At 68.5% G+C, this 22,395-nt stretch carries 21 protein-coding genes; 15 read left to right on the forward strand and 6 right to left on the reverse strand.

What is annotated here, in order from left to right; genetic code table 11:
- The first annotated feature begins 7 nt into the window (after window positions 1–7).
- From HT136_RS07390 to HT136_RS07460, 15 genes are read left to right on the forward strand one after another with little or no spacing between them, the layout of a single operon-like run.
- Window positions 8–1,348 (forward strand): NCS2 family permease, encoded by a 1,341-nt coding sequence (locus tag HT136_RS07390; protein WP_214199233.1) that lies wholly within the window; start codon window positions 8–10, stop codon window positions 1,346–1,348.
- Window positions 1,348–2,274, forward strand: coding sequence for a 5'-methylthioadenosine/S-adenosylhomocysteine nucleosidase (locus HT136_RS07395; RefSeq protein WP_214198930.1), 927 nt, complete (start codon window positions 1,348–1,350; stop codon window positions 2,272–2,274). Before HT136_RS07390 ends, HT136_RS07395 begins: the two co-directional genes overlap by 1 nt.
- A gap of 28 nt (window positions 2,275–2,302) precedes the next feature.
- On the forward strand, window positions 2,303–3,880 hold the full coding sequence (locus HT136_RS07400) for a gamma-glutamyltransferase family protein (RefSeq protein ID WP_214199235.1): 1,578 nt from the start codon (window positions 2,303–2,305) through the stop codon (window positions 3,878–3,880).
- Window positions 3,874–5,124: an allantoate amidohydrolase gene (locus HT136_RS07405; RefSeq protein ID WP_214198931.1), complete on the forward strand. Its 1,251-nt coding sequence runs from the start codon at window positions 3,874–3,876 to the stop codon at window positions 5,122–5,124. The genes HT136_RS07400 and HT136_RS07405 overlap by 7 nt, the downstream gene beginning before the upstream one ends.
- Window positions 5,114–6,370 (forward strand): pyridoxal-phosphate-dependent aminotransferase family protein, encoded by a 1,257-nt coding sequence (locus HT136_RS07410; protein WP_214198932.1) that lies wholly within the window; start codon window positions 5,114–5,116, stop codon window positions 6,368–6,370. The genes HT136_RS07405 and HT136_RS07410 overlap by 11 nt, the downstream gene beginning before the upstream one ends.
- On the forward strand, window positions 6,367–7,272 hold the full coding sequence (puuE, locus tag HT136_RS07415) for an allantoinase PuuE (protein WP_214198933.1): 906 nt from the start codon (window positions 6,367–6,369) through the stop codon (window positions 7,270–7,272). The genes HT136_RS07410 and puuE overlap by 4 nt, the downstream gene beginning before the upstream one ends.
- Complete coding sequence (gene hpxZ / locus HT136_RS07420) at window positions 7,269–7,649, forward strand: oxalurate catabolism protein HpxZ (protein WP_214198934.1); 381 nt, start codon at window positions 7,269–7,271, stop codon at window positions 7,647–7,649. Before puuE ends, hpxZ begins: the two co-directional genes overlap by 4 nt.
- Window positions 7,649–8,089: a 2-oxo-4-hydroxy-4-carboxy-5-ureidoimidazoline decarboxylase gene (gene uraD / locus HT136_RS07425; RefSeq protein ID WP_214198935.1), complete on the forward strand. Its 441-nt coding sequence runs from the start codon at window positions 7,649–7,651 to the stop codon at window positions 8,087–8,089. Before hpxZ ends, uraD begins: the two co-directional genes overlap by 1 nt.
- The gene (locus HT136_RS07430) at window positions 8,086–9,519 is read left to right on the forward strand and encodes an FAD/NAD(P)-binding protein (RefSeq protein ID WP_214198936.1); all 1,434 of its coding nucleotides are present in this window, start codon (window positions 8,086–8,088) and stop codon (window positions 9,517–9,519) included. The genes uraD and HT136_RS07430 overlap by 4 nt, the downstream gene beginning before the upstream one ends.
- Window positions 9,516–9,848 (forward strand): hydroxyisourate hydrolase, encoded by a 333-nt coding sequence (gene uraH / locus HT136_RS07435; protein WP_214198937.1) that lies wholly within the window; start codon window positions 9,516–9,518, stop codon window positions 9,846–9,848. Before HT136_RS07430 ends, uraH begins: the two co-directional genes overlap by 4 nt.
- 1 nt (window position 9,849) lies before the next feature.
- Window positions 9,850–11,274 carry a xanthine dehydrogenase small subunit gene (gene xdhA, locus HT136_RS07440; RefSeq protein WP_214198938.1) on the forward strand — a complete coding sequence of 475 codons (1,425 nt, stop codon included), beginning with the start codon at window positions 9,850–9,852 and terminating at the stop codon, window positions 11,272–11,274.
- Window positions 11,267–13,588: a xanthine dehydrogenase molybdopterin binding subunit gene (gene xdhB, locus HT136_RS07445; protein ID WP_214198939.1), complete on the forward strand. Its 2,322-nt coding sequence runs from the start codon at window positions 11,267–11,269 to the stop codon at window positions 13,586–13,588. Before xdhA ends, xdhB begins: the two co-directional genes overlap by 8 nt.
- Window positions 13,585–14,502 carry a xanthine dehydrogenase accessory protein XdhC gene (gene xdhC, locus HT136_RS07450; protein WP_214198940.1) on the forward strand — a complete coding sequence of 306 codons (918 nt, stop codon included), beginning with the start codon at window positions 13,585–13,587 and terminating at the stop codon, window positions 14,500–14,502. Before xdhB ends, xdhC begins: the two co-directional genes overlap by 4 nt.
- Complete coding sequence (gene guaD / locus HT136_RS07455; RefSeq protein ID WP_214198941.1) at window positions 14,502–15,791, forward strand: guanine deaminase; 1,290 nt, start codon at window positions 14,502–14,504, stop codon at window positions 15,789–15,791. The genes xdhC and guaD overlap by 1 nt, the downstream gene beginning before the upstream one ends.
- The gene (locus tag HT136_RS07460) at window positions 15,788–16,804 is read left to right on the forward strand and encodes an adenosine deaminase (RefSeq protein WP_214198942.1); all 1,017 of its coding nucleotides are present in this window, start codon (window positions 15,788–15,790) and stop codon (window positions 16,802–16,804) included. The genes guaD and HT136_RS07460 overlap by 4 nt, the downstream gene beginning before the upstream one ends.
- A gap of 48 nt (window positions 16,805–16,852) precedes the next feature.
- Here HT136_RS07460 and HT136_RS07465 read toward each other — a convergent pair whose 3' ends face one another.
- The 6 genes from HT136_RS07465 to HT136_RS07490 form a co-directional block, all read right to left on the reverse strand.
- On the reverse strand, window positions 16,853–17,431 hold the full coding sequence (locus HT136_RS07465) for an LOG family protein (protein ID WP_214198943.1): 579 nt from the start codon (window positions 17,429–17,431) through the stop codon (window positions 16,853–16,855).
- Window positions 17,432–17,514: 83 nt separating this feature from the next.
- Window positions 17,515–18,048: a phosphoribosyltransferase gene (locus HT136_RS07470; RefSeq protein ID WP_214198944.1), complete on the reverse strand. Its 534-nt coding sequence runs from the start codon at window positions 18,046–18,048 to the stop codon at window positions 17,515–17,517.
- An 86-nt stretch (window positions 18,049–18,134) separates the two neighbouring features.
- The gene (locus HT136_RS07475; protein WP_214198945.1) at window positions 18,135–19,076 is read right to left on the reverse strand and encodes a LysR family transcriptional regulator; all 942 of its coding nucleotides are present in this window, start codon (window positions 19,074–19,076) and stop codon (window positions 18,135–18,137) included.
- Window positions 19,077–19,242: 166 nt separating this feature from the next.
- On the reverse strand, window positions 19,243–20,022 hold the full coding sequence (locus HT136_RS07480; protein ID WP_214198946.1) for an IclR family transcriptional regulator: 780 nt from the start codon (window positions 20,020–20,022) through the stop codon (window positions 19,243–19,245).
- Window positions 20,023–20,174: 152 nt separating this feature from the next.
- Window positions 20,175–20,948, reverse strand: a complete 774-nt coding sequence (locus HT136_RS07485; protein WP_214198947.1) for an IclR family transcriptional regulator domain-containing protein — start codon at window positions 20,946–20,948, stop codon at window positions 20,175–20,177.
- Window positions 20,949–21,132: 184 nt separating this feature from the next.
- On the reverse strand, window positions 21,133–22,341 hold the full coding sequence (locus tag HT136_RS07490; protein ID WP_214198948.1) for an MFS transporter: 1,209 nt from the start codon (window positions 22,339–22,341) through the stop codon (window positions 21,133–21,135).
- Between the last annotated feature and the right edge of the window lie 54 nt (window positions 22,342–22,395).

Genomic DNA, 22,395 nt, shown 5'->3' on the forward strand with positions numbered 1-22,395 from the left:
GGCCGCAATGCACGAAAGCAGGTGGCACGGGCAGCTCGAACGCCGCTTCGAACTCAGCGCGCGCGGCACCAGCGCGCGCACCGAAGTCCTCGCCGGCTTCACCACGTTCCTGACGATGGCCTACATCGTGCTCGTCAACCCGGCGATCCTGGGCACGGCGGGCATGCCGGTGGCGGCGGTGGCGGCGGCGACGTGCTTTGCCGCGGCCTTCGCCTCGATCCTGATGGGCTTCACCTCGAACACCCCGCTCGCGCTCGCGCCGGGCATGGGGCTCAACGCCTATTTCGCCTTCACCGTGGTCCAGCAGATGGGCGTGCCCTGGCCGGTGGCGCTGGGCTGCGTGTTCCTCTCGGGCGTTGCCTTCCTGGTCCTGACGCTGACCGGCATCCGCCAGCTCATCGTCCATTCGATCCCGCAATACCTGTTCGCTGCGGTCGCGGGGGGCATCGGCCTCTTCATCGGGTTCATCGGCCTCAAGGATGCGGGCATCGTCGTCGCCAACCCGGCGACTTTCGTCGCGCTCGGCGATCTCAAGACGCCCGCGCCCGCGCTGGCGCTCTTCGGCCTCGTTCTCATCGGGGCGCTCAGCGTGTGGAACGTGCGCGGGGCGATGCTGATCGGCATCGTCGCCACGACGCTGCTCGGCTGGCTGTTCGGCATGGTCACCGTCAGCCCCGAGCCCTATTCGCTCGAGGCGCTGACCGGCACCGCGTTCCAGCTCGATCTGGGCGGTGTCTTCGGGACTTCGGGGCGCCATGGCCTCGGCCTGCTCGAAGTGCTTTTCGTGTTCCTCTTCGTCGACTTGTTCGACAACCTGGGCACGCTCGTCGCGGTGACCAAGCGCGCCGGGCTGATCGGGGCGGACGGGCGTATCCCGCGTCTCAACCGCATCCTCGTGACCGACGCGGTGGCGACGATGGTCGGCTCGCTCGCGGGCACCAGCACCGTCACCAGCTACGTCGAGAGCGCGGCGGGCGTGCAAGTGGGCGGGCGCACCGGCCTCACCGCGATCGTCACCGGCCTGCTGTTCCTGGCGATGATGTTCGTCGCACCTTACGCGCAGCTCATTCCGCTTGCCGCCACCGCGCCCGCGCTGATCATCGTGGGCGGCATGATGTGCCTTCCGCTGACCGAGGTCGAGTGGGAGGATCCACTGAGCGCGATCCCCGCCTTCCTTACCGTGGCGATGATCCCGCTGACCTTCTCGATCGCCAATGGCCTTGCCTTCGGGATCACCGCGCACGCGGTGCTCAAGCTGGTGCGCGGGACGCTTCGCAAGAGCGACGGGTTCCTCCTCGTCCTGGCTGCGCTGTTCGTGGCCCGCTTCATCTGGATGGGAGCCGCCTGATGCGCAAACCAGCCCTTCTCGCCGCCCTTGCGGCCACGCTCGTCGCGGCGCCCGCCTTGGCCGAACCGTTCGACACCACGCCGCGCACGGTGGTGATGACCGCCTTTTCGCCCGAATGGGACGCGCTTGCCCCCGCCATCGCCAACCCCCGTGAATACAAGGCCAATGGCCTGACCTTCCTGGCGGGCACGCTCGAAGGCAAGCCGGTGGTGCTGATGCAGAGCGGGGTCAGCATGGTCAACGCGGCGATGAACACCCAGCTCGTGCTCGATCGCTTCACGGTCAAGCGCATCGTCTTTTCGGGGATCGCGGGCGGGGTCGATCCGTCGCTCACCATCGGCGACGTGATCGTCGCGAAGGACTGGGCGCAGTATCTCGAGGTTTCCTTCGCGCGCCAGACCGACAAGGGCTGGGTGGTGCCCGAGGCGGTCGATCCGGCGGCCCCGAAGAACTGGGAGATGATGTTCCCGCGCGGCGTGCGCGTGGGCAACGCCAACCGGGCGCCCGAGCGGCACTATCGGCTCGCCGTCGATCCGGGCCTGCTCGACCTTGCGCAGAAGGTCACCGCGAAGATCACGCTCCAGCGCTGTACCGGGCCGGCCGGCAGTGCCAGCGGCCCGCATTGCCTCGCGCGCGAACCCCGGGTCGTCGTCGGTGGCACCGGCGTCAGCGCGGGGGTCTTTGCCGACAACAAGGAATTTCGCGAGTACCTCCAGAGCGCCTGGGATGCGCGCGTGCTCGACATGGAGAGCGCGGCGGTGGTCCAGGTCGCCTATGCCAACGAGGTTCCCGCGATCGTCTTTCGCAGCCTGTCCGACCTTGCAGGCGGCGACACCGGCGAGAATCAGATGAACACCTTCATGGCGCTCGCCTCGGTCAATTCCGCGCATGTCGTGCGCAATTTCCTCGCGGCTTTGCCCGATTGAGGCCCCGAGCATGTCGACCCGCCCCCCGATGAAGACCGTCACCGCACCGCATGGCATGGTCAGTGCGCCGCACGCGCTGGCCGCCAAGGCCGGACGCGACGTGCTGGCCGAGGGCGGCACCGCGATCGAGGCCTGCGTCGCCGTCGCTGCGACGCTGGCCGCGGTCTATCCACACATGACTGGGATCGGCGGTGACGGGTTCTGGGTGATCCGGGAAAGCGATGGCCGCGTCCACGCGATCCACGGCTGTGGCGGGGCGGCGGCGCGTGCCGATCGCGCGCTCTACGCAGGGCTCGACGCGGTGCCCCAGCGCGGCCCCCTTGCGGCGAACACGGTGGCGGGCACCGTTTCGGCCTGGGAAGTGGCGCTGGCGGACCCTTCCTGCACGCTCCCGCTCGCGCGGCTGCTGCGCGATGCCATCGCCCATGCCGAAAACGGCGTCGCGGTGAGTGCGGGCGGCGCGCAGATCGCAGCGGACAAGGGTGTGGAACTGCGCGGGCAACCGGGCGCCTATGCCGAGGTGTTCGAGCCCGAAGGGCGGCCGATCCGGGAGGGTGACCTCCTGCGCCAGCCCCGCCTTGCCGAAACCTTGCGCACGCTCGCGCGCGACGGGCTTGCCAGCTTCTATCGCGGCGATCTTGCGCGTTCCATCGCGCAAGACCTCGAAGCGCTCGGCAGCCCGGTTTCGGGCGCGGACCTGGCCGCGCACGCGGCCACGCGGCCCGCGCCGCTGTCGGTCCCCATCGCCGGCGCGCGCCTCTACAACAGCGCCCCGCCCACGCAGGGGTTCGCCTCGCTGCTGATCCTAGCGCTGTTCGACCGGTTGAAGGTCGATGCAGCCGATGGCTTCGACCATGTCCACGGCCTTGTCGAGGCGACCAAGCAGGCCTTCCGGCTGCGTGACGTCCACGTGGGCGACCCGGCTTTCACCGATTTCGATTTCCAGGGCCTGCTGGACGATGCGCAGGCACTCGATGCCCTGGCCGCGCGGATCGACCCGAAGCAGGCACTGGCCTGGCCCCAGCCGCCGCAGTGGGGCGATACCTGCTGGTTCGCGGCGGCCGACGGCGAGGGGCGCGTGGTTTCGTGCATCCAGTCGACCTATTTCGAGTTCGGCTCGGGCCTGGTCCTTCCGCAAAGCGGGATCACCTGGCAGAATCGCGGCTCCTCGTTCCGTCTTGCGAAGAGTGGCTGGAACGCGCTGAAGCCGGGGCGCAAGCCCTTCCACACGCTCAATCCGGCGCTGGCGCTGTTCGAGGACGGGCGGGTCATGGCCTATGGCACGATGGGCGGCGAGGGACAGCCGCAGACGCAGGCCGCGCTGTTCACCCGCTACGCGCGTTTCGGCGGCGACCTGCAGGCGGCGATCAGCGCGCCGCGCTGGTTGCTCGGACGCACCTGGGGGGATGTGACGACCTCGCTCAAGCTCGAGGATGGCTTCGACGAGAGCCTTTATGCGCAGCTGGCCCGGGCCGGTCACGATGTCGAGCGCGTTGGACCGCTGACGGCGACGATGGGCCACGCCGGTGCGATCGTGCGCCTTGCCGATGGCACCTTCGAAGGCGCCAGCGACCCGCGCAGCGACGGGGCGGCGGCGGGATGGTAGCGGCTCTCGACACCCCCGGCGGGGCGCGCGCCGTGGCGCGTTGCGATGGCCTGCGCGAGGCCCCTTATTCGGACATGGAGGGGGGGCTCACCCGTGGGTACCTGACGCCCGCATATCGTGCGGCGCAGGACGCGCTCGCGGGCTGGATGGAGGCGGCGGGCATGGCCGTGCGGCGCGACGCGGCGGCCAACCTTGTCGGGCGCTACGAAGGCGAGGCGCCCGGCGCGCCCGCGTTGATGATCGCGAGCCACCTCGATTCGGTGCGTCATGGCGGGGCCTACGACGGGCCGCTCGGCATCCTGCTCGGGGTCGAGTGTGTTGCCGCGCTCCATGCGGCCGGTCGCCGATTGCCTTTCGCGATCGAGGTCTATGCCTTCGGCGACGAGGAAGGCTCGCGCTTTCCCGCCGCGATGCTGACCAGCCGCGCGGTCGCGGGAACGCTCGCGCCCGAAGCCCTCGACATCGCCGACGCCGACGGGGTGACTTTGCAGCAGGCGGGCGTCGACCCGGCGACTTATCTTTCGGCACGTCGCAGGCCCGAGGAGATATTCGCCTATCTCGAGGCCCATATCGAGCAGGGCCCGGTGCTCGAGGATGAAGGCCTGGCGCTCGGCACCGTCACCGGCATCGCCGCGCAGCTGCGCTATGCGCTCACCGTCCGGGGGCTTGCCGGGCACGCGGGCACCAGCTCGATGGCGCTGCGCTGCGATCCGCTGCCGGGCGTTGCCGAAATGGTGCTCGCCGCCGAACAGGTCGCGCGCGCCGACGCCTCGGACGCGGTCGCGACCGTGGGCCGGATCGAGGCGTTGCCCGGCGCTGCCAACGTGATCGCGGGCGAAGTGCGTTTCACGCTCGACGTGCGCGCGGGCGAGCAGGCGCGGCGCGACCGCGTCGCCCACGCGATCCTCGCCTGCTGCCGCGACGTGGCGCAGACGCGCGGCCTCGACCTTGCCGTCGAGACCGTCCACGACCTGCCGCCCAGCCCGTGTGACCCGGAACTGATGGACCTGATGGACGCTGCGCTGGCAGATGCCGGCCAACCCGTGTTCCGCCTCGTCTCGGGCGCGGGCCACGATGCCATGAACATGGCGGCGCTGTGCCCCACCGCGATGCTGTTCATCCGCTGCCGGGGCGGGATCAGCCACAACCCCGCCGAACATGTCGAGCCGGCCGATGCCGAGGCCGCGCTTGCCGTCATGCTCGCCTTCCTCGAACGCCTGGGAGCATCCCGCCATGCCCGTTGATCTCGATCCGCTCCTGTTCGGGGAGATCGATCCGCCCCAGCGTCTGCTCATGGGGCCCGGGCCGGTCAACGCCCACCCGCGCGTGCTGCGCGCGATGTCGGCGGACCTGCTGGGCCAGTTCGATCCCGAGATGACCGGCTACATGGAGCAGGTCATGGCGCTCTACCGGCCGATCTTCGGGACGCGCAACCGCTGGACGATGCTCGTTGATGGCACCGCGCGCGCAGGCATCGAGGCCGCGCTGGTCTCGCTCGTCGCACCGGGGGAAATGGTGCTGGTGGTCAACTTCGGGCGTTTCGGGCTGCTGCTGACCGAAATCCTCACCCGCATCGGCGCCAGGATTGAAACCGTCGACGCGCCCTGGGGCGAAGTGGTGCCGCTGGAGGCGATCGCGGCCGCCATCGAACGCACCGGGCCCAAACTCGTGGCGACAATCCACGGCGACACCTCGACGACGATGGCGCAACCGCTCGAGGGCTTCGGCGCCTTGTGCCGCGGGGCCGGTGCGCTCTCCTACGTCGATGCGACGGCCACCATCGGCGGCATGGAACTGGCCGCCGACCGCTGGGAGGTCGACGTGGTGACGGGGGGCTTGCAGAAGTGCCTTGGCGGCCCTTCGGGCTCGGCCCCGATCACGATTTCAGACCGGGCGGCCGAGCGTATCTTCGCACGTCGCCACACCGAGGCGGGCATCCGCATGGCGGGGCTCGAGGACGGGCAGGGGCCGCGCATCACATCGAACTACTTCGACCTCGCCATGATCATGGACTACTGGTCCGAAAAGCGCCTCAACCACCACACCGAGGCGACGAGCATGCTCTATGCCGCGCGCGAATGCGCCCGCGTGGCGCTGGGCGAAGGGCTGGCTGCGCGCTACGACCGCCACGCGCGCGCGGGCCGCGCGATGGCGGCGGGCCTGCGCGCAATGGGCCTTGAGGTCTTCGGCTCGGACGCGACACGCATGACCAACGTCACCGGCGTCTATATCCCGCGAGGCGTCGATGGCGAAGCGGTGCGCGCCATGATGCGCGAAGCCTTCGAGATCGAGATCGGGACCGCGTTCGGGCCGCTCCAGGGCCGGATCTGGCGTCTGGGCGCGATGGGGTACAACGCGATGAAGCACAAGGTCCTGATCACGCTGGGCGCGCTCGAGGCAAGCCTGCGCGCCAACGGCTACGTGCTGCCCACCGGCGAAGCCGTGCCCGCGGCGATGGAGGCCTGGGACAATGCGGGCATCGCGGCATGAGCGGCCTTCCCCGCGATCTCGTCGGCTACGGGGCGAACCCGCCCGCCGCGCACTGGCCCGGCGGCAAGCGCGTGGCGGTACAGTTCGTCATCAACTACGAGGAAGGTGCGGAGAACAGCGTCCTCAACGGCGACAAGGGCTCCGAAGCGTTCCTGTCCGAGATGGTCGGCGCCGTCAGCCATGCCGACCGCGCGATGGCGATGGAGAGCCTTTACGAATACGGCAGCCGCGCCGGGTTCTGGCGTCTCCACCGCCTGTTCACGCAGCGTGGCCTGCCGGTCACCGTGTTCGGCGTCGCCAAGGCGCTCGAAGCCAACCCCGAGGCGGTCGCGGCGATGCAGGCAGCCGACTGGGAGATTGCCAGCCACGGCCTGCGCTGGATCGACTACCAGTACGTTTCCGAGGCCGTCGAACGCGCGCACATCGCCGAGGCGGTCGCGCTGCATGAGAGAGTTACCGGCCGCCGCCCGCGTGGCTGGTACCAGGGCCGCACTTCGCCCAACACCGCGCGACTGGTGGCCGAGGAGGGCGGCTTCGTGTACGATGCCGACAGTTACGCCGACGACGTGCCCTACTGGGACGACCGGCATGGCCGTGCGCAGCTGATCGTGCCCTATACGCTCGACGTCAACGACATGAAGATCGTCGCCTACAACGGCTTCACCGAGGGCGAGCAGTTCTTCCGCCACATGCGCGACACTTTTGACCAGCTGGTCGAGGAGGGCGGGCGGATGATGTCGGTGGGGCTCCACGCGCGTATCGCCGGAAAGCCCGGCCGCGCGCGCTGGGTGGGCCGCTTTCTCGACCATGTCGCGGCGAGCGGCGAGGCCTGGGTCGCGCGCCGCATCGACATCGCCCGCCACTGGCAGGCGCAGTACCCCTATCCGGGAGACGCCACATGACGATCAACGATCCCGAACGCCTGGCCGAAGTCACCGCCGCTTTCGTGGAATACGAACGCGCGCTGATGGAGGACGACATCGCCGCAATGGACGCGCTGTTCCACGATGCGCCCACCACCAACCGTTATGGCGTGGGTGAAGTCCTCTACGGCATCGCGGAAATCCGCGAATTTCGAAAGGGGCGGGGGGGCTCGCCGCAGCGCCGCCTCGGCAAGGTTTCGATCGTGACTTATGGCGAGGCCTTCGCCACCGCCGATGCCGAATTCTTCCGCGAGGGCTGCGAACGGCGCGGGCGCCAGACGCAGAGCTGGGTGAAGTTCGCCGATGGCTGGAAGGTCGTCTCGGCGCATGTCAGCCTGGAGGGGAGCACGCATTGATGGCCGCGCTCTTCGAACACAGCCCCTGGGTCGAGGCGCGCGCCGATGCGGCACCCTCGCGCGGGGATCGCCACGCCGATCTCATGGCGGTGGTCGAGGCCGCCTCGGTCGAAGAGCAGCTCGCGCTCATCCGCGCGCATCCTGAGCTTGCGGGCAGGGCCGCGATCGATCGCACGCTGACCGAGGCGAGCGCGGCCGAGCAGGCCAGCGCCGGGCTCGACCGCCTGACCCCGGCGGAATACGCGGAATTCCACGCGCTCAACGCGGCCTATCGCGAACGCTTCGACTTTCCGTTCATCATCTGCGTGCGGCTGACCGACAAGGCGGGGATCCTCGCCGCGATGCAGGCACGGCTCGAAAACGAACGCGAACAGGAGATCGCCACGGCGCTGGCCGAGATCGGCAAGATCGTGCGCCTGAGGCTGGAGGACATGACATGAGCGGACTTGCGGCGCTGGAAGCGCGTCTCGAACGCGAACTGGAACTGATCGCCTTCAACCGCCCGCAATGGGTTCGCCCGCGTCGCCACGCGGGTGAGGAGGTGCTTGACGTCGCGGTGATCGGCGGTGGTCAGTGCGGCCTTGCGACCGCGTTCGGCCTGCGGCGCGAGGGTGTCACCAACGTCATGGTCTTCGACGAGAGTGCGGCCGGCTATGAAGGGCCCTGGGAGACATATGCGCGCATGGTCACGCTGCGCACGCCCAAGACGCTCACCCCGATCGATTTCGGCGTGCCTTCGCTCACTTACCAGGCTTGGTGGGAGGCGCAGCATGGCCGCGAAGCCTGGGACGCCCTCGACAAGATCGCGCGCGGCGACTGGATGGATTACTTGCGCTGGTACCGCCGCGTGCTTGACCTGCCCGTCGTCAACGAAGCCAAATTGCAGCGCATCGAGCCGCTGGTGGAGGAGGGCCTGCACCGTCTCCATTTCGCCGACGGCGGGGTGGAACTGGCGCGTAAGGTCGTGCTCGCCACCGGGATCCAGGGCGGCGGTGAATGGCACACGCCCGCACTGGTGCGCGAGAACCTGCCGCGCGACCTCTGGGCGCACACCAGCGAGCCGATCGACTTCGCTACGCTCCACGGCAAGCGCATCGGGATCCTGGGCGGCGGGGCCTCGGCCTTCGACAACGCGCAGTTCGCGCTCTCGCAAGGGGTGGAGGCCGCCGAAGTCTTCATCCGGCGCAAGCAGTTGCCGCGTATCAACCCTATCCGCTTCATGGAAAAAGTCGGCTTCGCCGCGCGCTATCCTGCGCTCGACGATCAGGCGAAATACGCCGCGATGGCCTGTTTCCTGGGCCATAACCAGCCACCGACCAACGATACCTTCGTGCGGGCGGCCTCCTTCGCGGGCTTTCACCTGCACACCGGCGCGCCCTGGCTCGACGTCTGCGAGCACAATGGCCTGGTGCGGGTGACAACGCCGCAAGGGCACCACGAATTCGATTTCGTGATCGTCTCGACCGGTCTCGTCAGCGACCCCGCGCTGCGCCCCGAGCTTGCCGGTCTCGCCGATTGCATTGCGCGCTGGGGTGAGCGGGTCACGCCGACCGGCCCGCGCAACGCACTTATCGATGCGCACCCCTATCTGGGCAACGGCTTCGAATTTCTCCCGCGCGACGGTGTGGACGGCGCACCGCTCCACGGCCTTTTCGCCTTCAACTATTCGGCGCTGATCAGCCTGGGTCTCTCGGCCTCGGCGCTGTCCGGACTGCACCTCGCGCTGCCGCGATTGCTGCGCAGCATCGCCGACCAGCTGTTCCTCGACGACAAGGACGTGCTGCTCGCCGAGTTTCTCGACTACGACGTGCCCGAGTTTCTCGGCGAATGGCCGCTTCCCGAAATGCCCGAAGCGGGAGAACTGGCATGAATTCGCTGTCCACCCATGTCCTCGACACCAGCCACGGCGTGCCCGCTGCGGGTGTCGCGATCACGCTGGTTGCCGAGGGCGGCAGCGTGCTGTTCCAAGGCGCGACCAATGCCGACGGGCGCTGTCCCGGCCTGCCCTCCATTCCCTCGGGCGGCTATCACTTGCGCTTCGCGGTGGCGGACTATTTTCGCGCAAAGGGCGTCCACTTGCCCGAGCCGCCCTTCCTCGACGTGGTGCAGATCGACTTCGGCATCGCCGAGACGGGCGCGCATTATCACGTCCCGCTGCTCGTCTCGCCCTACGGCTACTCGACCTACCGGGGCAGCTGAGATGGCGATCTCGTTTCTTCTCGACGGTGCGCGGATCGATCTCGATGCAATCGATCCCACGGGTTCGGTGCTCGACTTCCTGCGCACGCACCTTGGTCGCACCGGGACCAAGGAGGGCTGCGCGGAGGGCGACTGCGGGGCCTGCACGGTGCTGGTCGGGACCTTGGTGGGCGAGGCCGTGCAATGGCGTGCGCTCAATTCGTGCATCCAGTTCCTGCCGATGCTGCACGGCAAGGCGCTGCTGACGGTCGAAAGCCTGTCGCGCGAGGGTGGCCCTAACGCGCTGCAGGCCTGCATGGCCGGCAACGGGTCCTCGCAGTGCGGGTTCTGCACGCCAGGCTTCGTCATGTCGCTTTATGGGCGTGCGATCGGTGCGCGCGGGAGCGAGCTGCCGCTCGGCGACGTCCTTGCAGGCAACTTGTGCCGCTGCACCGGCTATGGCCCGATCCTTGATGCGGGGCGTGCCGTCCCCAGCCTGCCGCGCGACGATGCCGCTGTGGCCGAGGCTTTGGCTGAGATCGAAGCCGCTCCGGCCTCGGGCGAATGGGAGGGGCGCCGCTGGTTCGCACCGCGCCGCGCCGACGAACTGGCGCGGCTGCTCGCCGATTATCCGGACGCCACGCTGGTGGCGGGGGCGACCGATGTCGGCCTGTGGGTCACCAAGGGCCTGAAGCGGATCGAGACAGTGATCTTCATCGGCGACATCGCCGAGTTGGGTGAGATCGAGGAGCGCGAGGACGCGCTGGTGCTGGGCGCGAACGTGCGCCACGCTGAAGCCCACGACGTCCTGGCGCGACTGCACCCGGATCTTGGCGAGCTGTGGCGACGTTTCGCCGCACTGCAAGTGCGCAATGCCGGCACGATCGGCGGAAACATCGCCAATGGCTCGCCGATCGGCGATGGTCCGCCCGCCCTGATCGCGCTCGGAGCCGAGCTCGTGCTGCGCAGCATCGAGGGGCGCCGGACATTGCCGCTCGAGGACTATTTCGTCGACTACGGTCAGCAGGACCGGCGCCCTGGCGAATTCGTCGAGAGCGTGCGCGTGCCCCGCCCCGCAAAGCAGGCGGTGATCCATGTCGCCAAGCTCTCGCGCCGCTTCGACAGTGATATTTCGGCGGTCTGCGGCGCCTTCATGCTGCACGTCGAGGACGGCGTGATCGTCTTTGCCCGCGCGGCTTTCGGGGGAATGGCGGGAACCCCCCGGAGGGCCCCGGCATGCGAGGCGGCGCTGACCGGGCAGCGCTTCACGATGGCGACGATGGATGCCGCAGCACGGGCGCTGCACGCGGACTTCACGCCGCTCGACGACGTGCGTGGCTCGGCGGCCTACCGGCTCGAGGCCGCGGGCAACCTGCTGCGGCGGATGTGGCTGCGCGAGCAGGGCACGGCGATCTCGGTACAGGACCTGGAGGCGCTCGATGGCTGATCGCGATCCCGGAACACTGGTCCGTGCCAAGCCCTCTCCCCCGCACGAAAGCGCGCATCTGCACGTGACCGGCGCGGCGCGCTACGCCGACGATCTGGCCGAGCCTGCCGACATGCTGCACCTTGCCTTCGGGCAGAGCCGAGAGGCGCACGCCCGGATCGCGGGGATGGATCTTGCGGCGGTGCGCGGGGCGCCGGGCGTCGTCGCGGTCTACACCGCCGCGGACATTCCCGGCGCGAACGACGTGGCTCCGGTCGCCCACGACGACCCGCTGCTCGCCGAGGACGTGGTGACCAGCCATGGTCAGCCGCTGTTCCTGGTCGCGGCGACGAGCCGCGAGGCCGCGCGCCGCGCGGCGCGGCTGGGCAAGGTCGACTACGCGCCCTTGCCGCCGCTGGTCACCGCCGCGCAGGCGCGCGCGGCGCAAAGCCTGATCGAACCCACCCAGCGCATGGCGCGCGGCGATGCGAAGGCCGCGCTGGCAAGCGCTCCCCATCGCCTCGCGGGGGCCTTCGCGATGGGCGGGCAGGACCACTTCTACCTCGAAGGGCAAGTCGCGCTGGCGACGCCGGGTGAGGACGGGCAGGTGCACCTCGTCAGCTCCACCCAGCACCCCAGCGAAGTGCAGCATCTCGTCGCGCACATGCTCGGACTTTCGAGTGCGGACGTCACCGTGGAGGTGCGGCGCATGGGCGGCGCCTTCGGGGGCAAGGAAACACAGGCCGCACTCTTCGCCGCAGCGGCTGCTCTGGTCGCTGCGAAGACCGGCCGCCCGGCCAAGTTTCGCTGCGACCGCGACGACGACATGGTGATGACCGGCAAGCGCCACCCTTTCGAAGTCGCCTACGAGGTGGGTTTCGACGACGAGGGGCATCTGCTCGCGCTGTCGTTGTTCCTTTCCTCGCCCTGCGGGGCGAGCGTCGACCTCTCGCCCGCGATCAACGACCGCGCGATGTTCCACGCCGACAATTGCTACTTCCTGCCCCATGTCGAAATCGTCTCCGAACGGCTGAAGACCAACACCGTCTCGGCGACCGCCTTTCGCGGCTTCGGCGGCCCCCAGGGCATGCTCGCGATCGAGCGCGTGCTCGACGACGTCGCGGCGTTCCTCGGGCGCGATCCGCTCGATCTGCGCATGGCCAACCTCTACGGTCCGGGCCGCGAGGAGACGCCCTATGGCATGGTCGTTCGGGACAACATTGCGCCCGAGATGATCGCGCGACTGCGCCAGACCTCCCACTACGATGCGCGGGCGCGGGCAATTGCGGCGTTCAACGCGGGCTCTCCCGTCATCAAGCGCGGGCTGGCGCTCACGCCCGTCAAGTTCGGGATCAGCTTCACCACCACGCACCTCAACCAGGCGGGCGCGCTGATCCACGTCTACGCCGACGGTTCGATCCAGGTGAACCATGGCGGCACCGAGATGGGGCAAGGGGTCTACGTCAAGGTGGCGCAAGTCGTCGCCGACGTCTTCGGAGTTCCGCTCGCGAGCATTCGCTGCACCGCGACGCGCACTGACAAGGTGCCCAACACCTCGGCGACGGCGGCGAGTTCGGGGGCGGACCTCAACGGCATGGCGGCCTTCGAGGCGGCCATGACGATCCGCAGCCGGCTCGTGCAGTTCCTTGCCCGGACTTATGGCTGCACCGAGGCCGAGGTCGTCTTCGTGCCCGAGGGCGTGCGCGCCGGGGCGGCGCATCTGACCTTCGCCGAAGTGGCGCGCCGGGCCCATATCGGGCGTGTTTCGCTGAGCTCGACTGGCTTCTACGCCACGCCCGACATCGCCTACGACCGCGCCGCGCACAAGGGGCGCCCTTTCTATTACTTCGCCTATGGCGCGGCCGCCTGCGAAGTGGCGGTCGACACCCTGACCGGCGAACACAAGGTGCTGGCCGTCGACATCCTCCACGACGTAGGGGCCTCGCTCAACCCGGCGATCGACAAGGGCCAGATCGAGGGCGGCTTCCTGCAGGGGCAGGGCTGGCTGACGAGCGAGGAACTGGTCTGGGACGAGGCCGGACGCCTGCTTACCCATAGCCCCGCGACCTACAAGATTCCGACCGCTTCGGACCGGGCGAAGCGCTTCACCATCGAACTGTGGGACGGTCGGAACGTCGAACCCACGATCAACCGCTCCAAGGCGGTAGGAGAACCTCCTTTCATGCTGGCCATCGCGGTCTTCTCCGCACTCAACCGGGCCATCGCGGCCTCCTGTCCCGAGACCCGCCGCTTGCCCCCGCTCGATGCTCCGGCGACTCCCGAGGCGGTGCTCAAGGCCATTGCCGGTCACCGTCGGAACGAGGAACAGGCATGAGCCAGTGGATCGGCTGGCTGCGGCGGCTCGCAGCGGAGCCTTGCGCCATGGTCTCGGTGCTCGCGACCGAAGGTTCGGCACCGCGCGGCGCGGGCACGCGCATGCTCGTGCGCGCCGGGGCGCAGGAGGGCACGATCGGGGGAGGCCAGCTTGAATATCGTGCGGTGGAGCAGGCGCGCGCGATCCTCGACCATCCGGTGGGCTCCTGGCGCGTGCAGGACTATCCGCTCGGGCCCATGCTCGGCCAATGCTGCGGCGGGCGGGTGCGGCTCCTGATCGAGCATCTCGACCCCGCCGGGCTCGACTGGCTCCACGATGCCGAGCCGGGGCGCATGCTCGAAACCCGCTTCGAGGAAGGCGCCATCGCCCGGCGCATCCACGAGCGCGAGACCGCGACGCGCCAGTCCGCGCGCAGCGCGAAGCCCAGGGCAGGCACCCGTGTGATCGAGCCGGTGGGCGAGCGTCCGCGCCCGGTCTACCTGTTCGGCGCGGGGCATGTCGGGCAGGCCATAGCGCGCCACGCCACGGGCCTGCCGCTGCAACTGGCCTGGTTCGACACGCGCCCCGAACTCGAGGCGATCGACGGGGTCACCGTGGTTGCGCTCGAGGACATCGCGCAGTGCGTCGAGGCGGCGCCGGCGGAGGCGGCAATCGTCATCCTGACCCACGACCACCCGCTCGACTATCATCTCACGCTCGCTGCGCTCGGGCGCGATCCGGTGGCCTTCGTCGGGCTGATCGGGTCCTCGACCAAGCTGGCGCGCTTCCGTTCGCGGCTGAAGGCGGACGGGATCGGGGAGGAGGCCCTGGCGCGCCTCACCGCGCCGATCGGGGTGCCCGGTGTCAGGGGCAAGGAGCCCGACGTCATCGCCATCGCCATCCTCGCGCAATTGCTGCAGCTGAGGGGGCAGTAATGGCGCTGCAGGCCTTTCGCGGCGAATTGCTGTCGGTGGCACGCGATCCACGCGATTGCGAGGATGCCGTGCGCCATGAGCCCGATGGGTTGCTCGTCGTCGAGGACGGCATCGTCGTCGCGCGCGGGCCCTTTGCCGAACTTGCGCCGCGCTTTGCCGATGTTGCACTCGAGGACTTGCCCGGCCTTGTCGTTCCCGGTTTCGTCGATGCCCATGTCCACTACCCGCAGATGGACCGCATCGCCTCGCATGGCGAACAGCTTCTCGACTGGCTCGACCGGCACATCTTTCCGGCGGAAAAGGCCCTTGCCGCGCGCGCGCACGCCGAAGCGCTGGCGCAGGCGTTCCTCACCGAATTGCTGCGCAACGGAACGACCAGCGCGCTCGTCTTCGCGACCGTTCACGAACACTCGGTCGACGCGCTGTTCGAGGCTGCGCTGGAACGCGGCATGCGCGTGATCTCGGGCAAGGTCCTGATGGACCTGGGCCCCGAAGGCTTGCGCGACACGCCGGCGAGCGGGCGCGCCGAGAGCGAGGCCCTGGTCCGGCGCTGGCGCGGTCGTGGACGGCTCGGCTACGCGCTGACCCCGCGCTTCGCGCTGACCTCGAGCGACGAGCAGCTGGCCGATGCGGGGGCATTCCTGGCCGAACATCGCGATGTATTGCTGCACACGCATCTCGCCGAGAACGTCCACGAATGCGCCGCGGTGGCGCAGCGCTTTCCCGAGGCGGCGGACTATCTCGATGTCTACGACCGCTTCGGGCTGGTCGGCCCGCGCTCGGTCTTCGCGCACGGTGTCCACCTCGGCGACCGGGCGTGTTCGCGGCTTCACGAAAGCGGGGCGGGGATCGCGGTGTGCCCGAGTTCGAACCTGTTCCTGGGGTCGGGTCATTTCGATTTCGGACAGGCCGACCGGCACGGCGTCAAGCTGGGGCTGGGCACCGATATCGGGGCGGGAACCAGCTTCTCGATGCTGCACACCGCCGGGCTCGCCTACCAGGCGGCGCTGGCGCGCGAAGACCGGCTCGATACCTTCCGCGCGCTCTATCTGGCCACCGCGGGCAGCGCCCGGCTGCTCGGCATCGCGGATCGGGTGGGAGCGCTCGAGGTAGGGCAGGAGGCCGACTTCGTCGTCCTCGATCCGGCATCGACCCCGCTGCTTGCGCGCCGCACGCGTGGTGCCCCCCTTGCCGAGCGGCTCTTTGCCCTCCAGATTCTGGGCGACGATCGGGCCGTTGCCCGCACCTATCTCCTCGGGCGCTGCGCCTGGCAAAGGACCTTTTCATGACCGATCTCGACGCCTTCATCACCGGACTGCCCAAGGCCGAACTGCACCTCCACATCGAGGGCAGTCTGGAGCCCGAGCTGATGTTCGCGCTGGCGAAACGCAACGGGGTCGAGATTCCCTACGCCAGTGTCGAAGAGGTCCGTGCGGCCTACGCCTTCACCCGGCTCCAGGATTTCCTCGACATCTACTACGCCGGGGCCATGGTGCTGCGCACGCGCCAGGACTTCCACGACATGGCGATGGCCTACTTCGAGCGCGCGGCGAGTGACGGGGTGGTCCACGCCGAACTCATGTTCGATCCCCAGACCCACACCGATCGCGGCATCGCCTTTGCAGAGGTGATCGAGGGGTTGCTTTCGGCGATGGCCGAGGCCGAGGCGAAGCACGGGCTGACCAGCCGGTTGATCCTCTCGTTCCTGCGCCACCTGTCCGAAGAAGCGGCCTTCGAGACGCTCGCCATGGCCGAACCCTGGCTCGATCGGATCGCGGCGGTCGGGCTTGATTCGAGCGAGCTGGGCCATCCTCCGGTCAAGTTCGCGCAAGTTTTCGCCGCCGCGCGCGCGAAGGGGCTGAAGCTGACCGCCCACGCGGGTGAGGAGGGGCCGCCCGAATATGTCTACCAGGCGCTCGACCTGCTGAAGGTCGATCGCATCGACCATGGCAACCGCGCGCTCGAGGACGAGGGGCTGACCCGCAGGCTGGCCAAGCTGGGCATGACGCTGACGGTCTGCCCGCTTTCCAACCTCAAGCTTTGCGTGATCGACGACATCGCCCGTCACCCGATCGATGCCATGCTGCAAGGCGGGCTCAAGGCCACGATCAACTCGGATGACCCGGCCTATTTCGGGGGCTACATCGCCGACAACTACCGCGCCGTGGCGGCCGCGCGTGGCCTGTCGCGCGAGGACCTGGTGACGCTCGCGCGCAACAGCTTCACCGGCTCGTTCCTGCCGGCCGAGGCGATCGAAGGTCATCTCGCCGCGATCGAGGCCTTCGTTGCCGGGCACGGATGAGGGGCGCAGGGGCCGTAACGCGGCCCCTGCGATCGGCGCGACAGCGGCCTAGTTTTCGCCTTCGTGGAGCCAGTGCTCGGTCTGGGGCGGGATGAACTCGACGATCCTGTCGAGCAGGCGCTCGGGGTTGTTGTCGACCAGCAGCATGTCGCGGTGGCGATCCTGAAGGAAGCCTTCGGAGACGATCTTGTCGATGAACTGGATGAGGCCGTTGTAGAAGTCGCCCACGTTGAGCAGGCCCACCGGCTTGGCGTGGTAGCCCAGCTGCGACCAGCACCAGGCCTCGAACATCTCCTCGAAGGTGCCGATGCCGCCGGGCAGGGTGACGAAGCCGTCGGAGAGCTTGGCCATGAGCGCCTTGCGCTCGTGCATCGACTTGACCACGTGGAGCTCGGTGATGCCCTGGTGGTCCTTCTCGCGCGCGCGCAGCGCCTCGGGGATGACGCCAATCACTTCGCCGCCCGCCGCGCAGACCGCATCGGCGATGACCCCCATCAGGCCCACTTCGCCGCCGCCGTAGACGAGGCCGATGCCACGCTTGGCGAGCAGCGTGCCGAATTCCTCGGCGGTTTCGCGGTAGACGGGATTACGCCCCGGCGAGGAGCCGAGGTAGACACAGATGCGCATGGATTTTACGGCCTTTTCGCAAGTCGTTTGGGGGGAGGAACGCAGGCTACGGGTGTCGGGCGAAGGGTGTCGGGCGGCGGGTGTCAGGCGAGACGTTCGGGCACCGAGAGCGCCTCGGCGGTGATCGCCTCGCGGGTGGAGACCGCTTCCCAGGGGAAGACGAACCAGCGCTTGTCGTCGCTGCGGTCGATCGTCTCGGCCCACAGTTCCACCTGCGCCTTCGAACTGGTGTTGTTGATGATCACCGCGAAACGGCAGCAGGCCATGTCCGCACCGCCTTCGACGAGGCGGCCGCGGATATATTCGATGGTGCCGCCGCTGTCGTTGATGTCGTCCATGAACAGGAGCTTGTGGCCCTGCGCGCTCATCGCCGCGACTTTGGCGAGCAGTTCGTCGGCAAATCCGGGAAGCTTGGCCGAATGGTCGATCGAGAGCATCGGCACTTCGAGCTGGTGCGAGACGTAGCAGCCGGGCACGAGCCCGCCGCGCCCGATGCCGATCACGAATTCGGGTTGCCAGTCGCCCTCGGCGATCAAGCGCGAGAGGACGCGGACCTTGGCGAGGAAATCTTCGTAGTATTCGAGGTACTGCAGCTGCGGCTCGGTGGTTTCAGCCATGGGGGTCACTCCTCGAGGCGATCACAGGGGGGATACGGGAAAAATACTCAATTCGGGGCCGACGAACAATGATCGAGGCTGGTTCGTCAGTCGGCCAGCGCGGGTTCGAGTGCCGGCGCGCCTTGGTGGTTCATGCGTGCGAAGCCGTTTTCGATCTCGCGCAGCACGAGCGCGGCGGCGTAGGACGGCGTGCGCGCCGAAGCGGTGCACAGCGCCAGCGTCATCGGGCGCAGTAGCGGCTCGGCGATGCGGGTGAACTGCAAGCTTCCGCGCTGGACCTCGGTCATCACGTCGAGCGAGGTAAGGATGCCGATGCCGGCGCCCTGCATCACCAGCGAGGCGATCATCTGGATGTTGTCGCAGCTGACCTTGCGTTCGAGTGGGACATTGGTGGCGGCCTCGAGCACCGAGACCTGCTGGCCGACCGCGAGCGGCTCGGCCGGCGCGATCACGGGCTCGCCCACACAGGCGGAAAAGCGCGCCTCGCTCCGCAAGCCGAAGGGGTGTCCGGGCGGGGTGAGGAAGCCGAGCACGACCTCGACGAAGGCGCGCACGGTGAGGTCGCGAAAACTTTGCGGATCGAACATGATGCCGCCGTCGACTTCGCCCTTCGCCACCGCGCGGCGCACGGCGTCGTTGTCGAGCACGCGCAGGCCCACGGTGATCCCGGGGTAGCGCTGCTGGATATGGTGGATGGTCTCGGGGATGTAGCCTTTGGCGAGCGCGTCGATCACCGCGATCTCGACATGGCCGCGCTTGAGCCCGCGCAAGTCTTCGATCTGCGCGCGCAAGTTGGCCATGCCCTGTTCCCACTGGAAGGCCTGCGCCATCATCAGTTCGCCGGCGGCGGTCAGCTTGAGGCCGGTGGGAAGGCGCTCGAAGAGGGGAACGCCGAGCTCAGCCTCGACATTGAGGATTTGCCGGTCGATCGCCGAAGCGGACAAGTTGAGCTCGTCGGCGGCCTTGCGGATCGATCCGAGGCGGCCGACGGCCATGAAGTAGCGCAGGAAGCGCGAAAACGCGGGCATGCTCCGGACGATCTCCCCAGATCTCACTTGCGCGCATTTTTGCAACGCTATTCCAGATAGCATTGCTTTTTTGGCTGCGCTGTCAAGGCCGGGCAGTTCGCCCGGCTTCCTCGCGCCCGGAAGCGAAACCGCAAGTGCGAGGAAGCCGGGGAAGCGGAGCTGTTGTTCAGGCCGCGACCGCCCTGCAGTCGAGCCGGTCGGTGATCCGGGCGGCGAGTGCGCGCAAGGTGTCGCCGTAGCGTCCGATCGCGGTCTGCTCGTTCATCGCGTTGAAGAAATAGGTGAGCGTGAGCGTGGCCTGGACCTCGCCATCGGCGAAGACCGGCACCGCGAGCGAGGCGGTGCGGTTGGCCTCGCGCGAGGTGAACGGGGCCGCGCTGATGCCCCGCGCGCGGATCGCCTCGAGCTTGCGCAGGAAGACGTCGCGTTCGAAATGGGTGTCGATGCCCCAGCGATTGTGTTCGGCGCTGTCAAGGATGGCGTGGACTTGCGCGGTCGGCAGCGCGGCGAGGTAGGCTCGCCCGGTGGTGCTGGTGAGCAGCGGGATGGTGACGCCCGCGTTGCACGATTCGAAGGTCATTGAGGTTTGCGCATGGGTCGATTCGCGCACGATCATGCGCTGGCCGACGCGCACCGCGACAAACAGCGGCCAGCCGATCTCGCGGGTCAGCGCGGCGATCGGCTCGCGGCAGGCGTCGGTCAGCGGTCCTTCGTAGCGGTAGCCATGCGCAAGCGACTCGACCATCGCGGTGGGTCGGTAGGTCTTGCCGTAAGGCTCCTGCTCGACCAGTCCCTCGTGGACCAGTGTCTGCACGATCCGGAAGACCGTGGGGTAGGGCAGGTCTCCGATTCGCGCGATGTCCATCAGCGGCAAGGGACCATGGGTGTTGATGACCTGCAGGACCGAGATGGACCGGCACACGGAGCGGATTGGAACTCCTTCCATTTTCGTACTTCCCCCTGTTCTCGCGCGATTTCGCGTCGTGGTGGAGGGAGGATCGCTCATTGGCGTTGCACCGCAGCAAGAAATGCCGGAACTTTCCATCTGGTGAAAAATATTCTGTAAAATGCAGAACTATCAGGCAACTTGAGGTTGGTTCAATTGGGTCGTGTGGCGACGGCGGCCGCAATCGCGCGGGCAGCTTGCTGCAAGGGCGTCACGTAGCGATCGATCGCAAGTTCGGACTTCATCGCCGCCGAGAAATAGGTGAGGGTGAGCACGGCCACGATCCGCTCCCCATCCAGCACCGGCACCGAGATCGACGAAGTCTTGTTTTCGTCGCCGAAGAGCGAGGGGCGCCACGCGTAGCCCTGCTCGCGGATGCGCGCCATGGCGTCGAGCATGATCGAAAGATCGTGGCGGAACATGCCGATCCCGTGCGGACCCACGCCCCAGCGCACAAGGTCGCGCGCGTGGTCCTCGGGCAGGTAGGCAAGCCAGGCCATGCCTGTCGCGCTGCCCTCGAGCGGCATGGCAGTGCCCGCTTCCCAGTTGTGGAAGGTCAAAGTGGTCTCGTGGTGGGTCGAGGCGCGGATCACCATGCGCGCGCCCACCCGCACCGAGAGCAGCACCGGCCAGCCGATCTTGCGGGTCAGCGCGCTCATGTGCGGCTGCGCGCGGCTGCGCAGGGCGGTGTCGTCGTAGCCGCTCGAAAGCGTGTGGACGAGCGCGGTAGGCCGGTAACGCTTGCCGGTCTCGTCACGCTCGATGAGGCCCTCGTGCAGCAACGTCTGCACGATGCGGAACATCGTGGGGTAGGGCAGCTCCTCCAGGCGGACCAGTTCGGTCAGCGAGACCTCGCGCTGATGGTTGATGGTCCGCAGCACGGAAAGGCTGCGGCTGACCGAACGGATCGGAACGCCGTTGTCCATTCTTCGCAACCATCCTTGCTTGCTGTCGGGCTCATGCCGGGCTTCTCGCGCGAAGAGACTGCGTCCGGACGGGCAGGGCGGCAAGGGGCTTGCGGGCGGCGCGGGGCGGTACGTGGGAAATTTGGTGCGAATGATCCGACCAGCGGATAGGTGGGGCGGGGGGCGGCCAAGCGGTTTGCGGGGGTCAGCGCCTCGCTTCGCGCGCAGGCAAGCGCACCAACGGCATCGCCAGCAGCGTCGCGAGCAGGAGGCCGGAGCCCCAGAACAGCGGCGCGGCCTCGCCCTGCAAGTCGTAGAGCGGTCCCGCGGCGAGGGGGCCGACCACGCGGCCGAGCGCGTTCGCCGACTGCATCACCCCCAGCCCAGCGCCCTGGGCCTGCGGCGGAGAGGCCATCGAGACGAGGCCCGAGACCGCCGGATTGACGAGCGCGAAGCCGGTCGAGGTGAACAGCAGGCCGAGCCCGGCGAGCGCGAGGCCATCGGCGAGGCCGAGCACGGCGAGCCCGACGGCGATGATCGCCAGCGACAGGTACAGCATTCCGGTCTCGCCGAAGCGGCTGGCCACGCGGCCGGTCACGGTGAACTGCGTCAGCGTCGTCACCGTGCCCATCGCCCCGAACATCAGCCCGATGCCGAGCGGATCGAGATCGAGCACGTCGTCGGCGAAGAGCCCGAGGATCGATTCCATCTGCGCGAAGGCGGCCGAGACGACGAGCGCGATCACGATGGCGGCAAGAAAGCCGGGCCGACGCAGCAGCGGGCCGCCATCGACAGGGGAGGACGCATCGTGCGGAGCAGGCGCCTGCGTGCGCGTCTCGGGCATCAGCCACCAGGTGAGCAGCGCGGCGACCAGTCCGAGCGCGGCGCCCACCACGCAGACCAGCGCGAAGGCGTGGTCCTGCCCGGTGAGGCTGGCGGTGACACCGCCGATCGCCGGGCCGAAGATGAAGCCGAGCGAGAAGCCGGCGCTGACCATTCCCATGACGTGCGTGCGGTTGTCACGCGTGGACAAGTCCGAGGCGACCGCGAAGGTGATCGAGAAGCTGCCGGTGGCGAGCCCGCTGACGAAGCGCGCGGCCAGCAGCGTGAGCGGGCTCAGCGCGAAGATGTGCAGGACGTAGACGAGCGCGCCTGTGACGAGCCCGGCGATCATCACCGGGCGGCGGCCGAAGCGGTCGGACCAGCGGCCCCAGAACGGGCTCGACAGGAACTGGCCGAGCGAGAAGGCGGCGACCGCGCCCGCGATCTCCATCCCGCTCGCCCCGATCTGCCGGCTGTAGATGGCAAACACCGGGAACATCAGGCCGAACCCGGCGAGAGAGACGAAGTTGACGAGAATGATCGCGAAAAGCGCGCGCGAGCGCGACGCGGGGGCGAGGGAGGTGTCGGTCATGGGAAGGAGGCGGAGCCGGGCTTTCGACTGGGAGCGCCGCCAGGGGCACCGGAG

It is taken from the genome of Novosphingobium profundi, assembly GCF_018491765.1.
In the GTDB taxonomy this organism is placed as follows: Bacteria; Pseudomonadota; Alphaproteobacteria; order Sphingomonadales; family Sphingomonadaceae; genus Novosphingobium; species Novosphingobium profundi.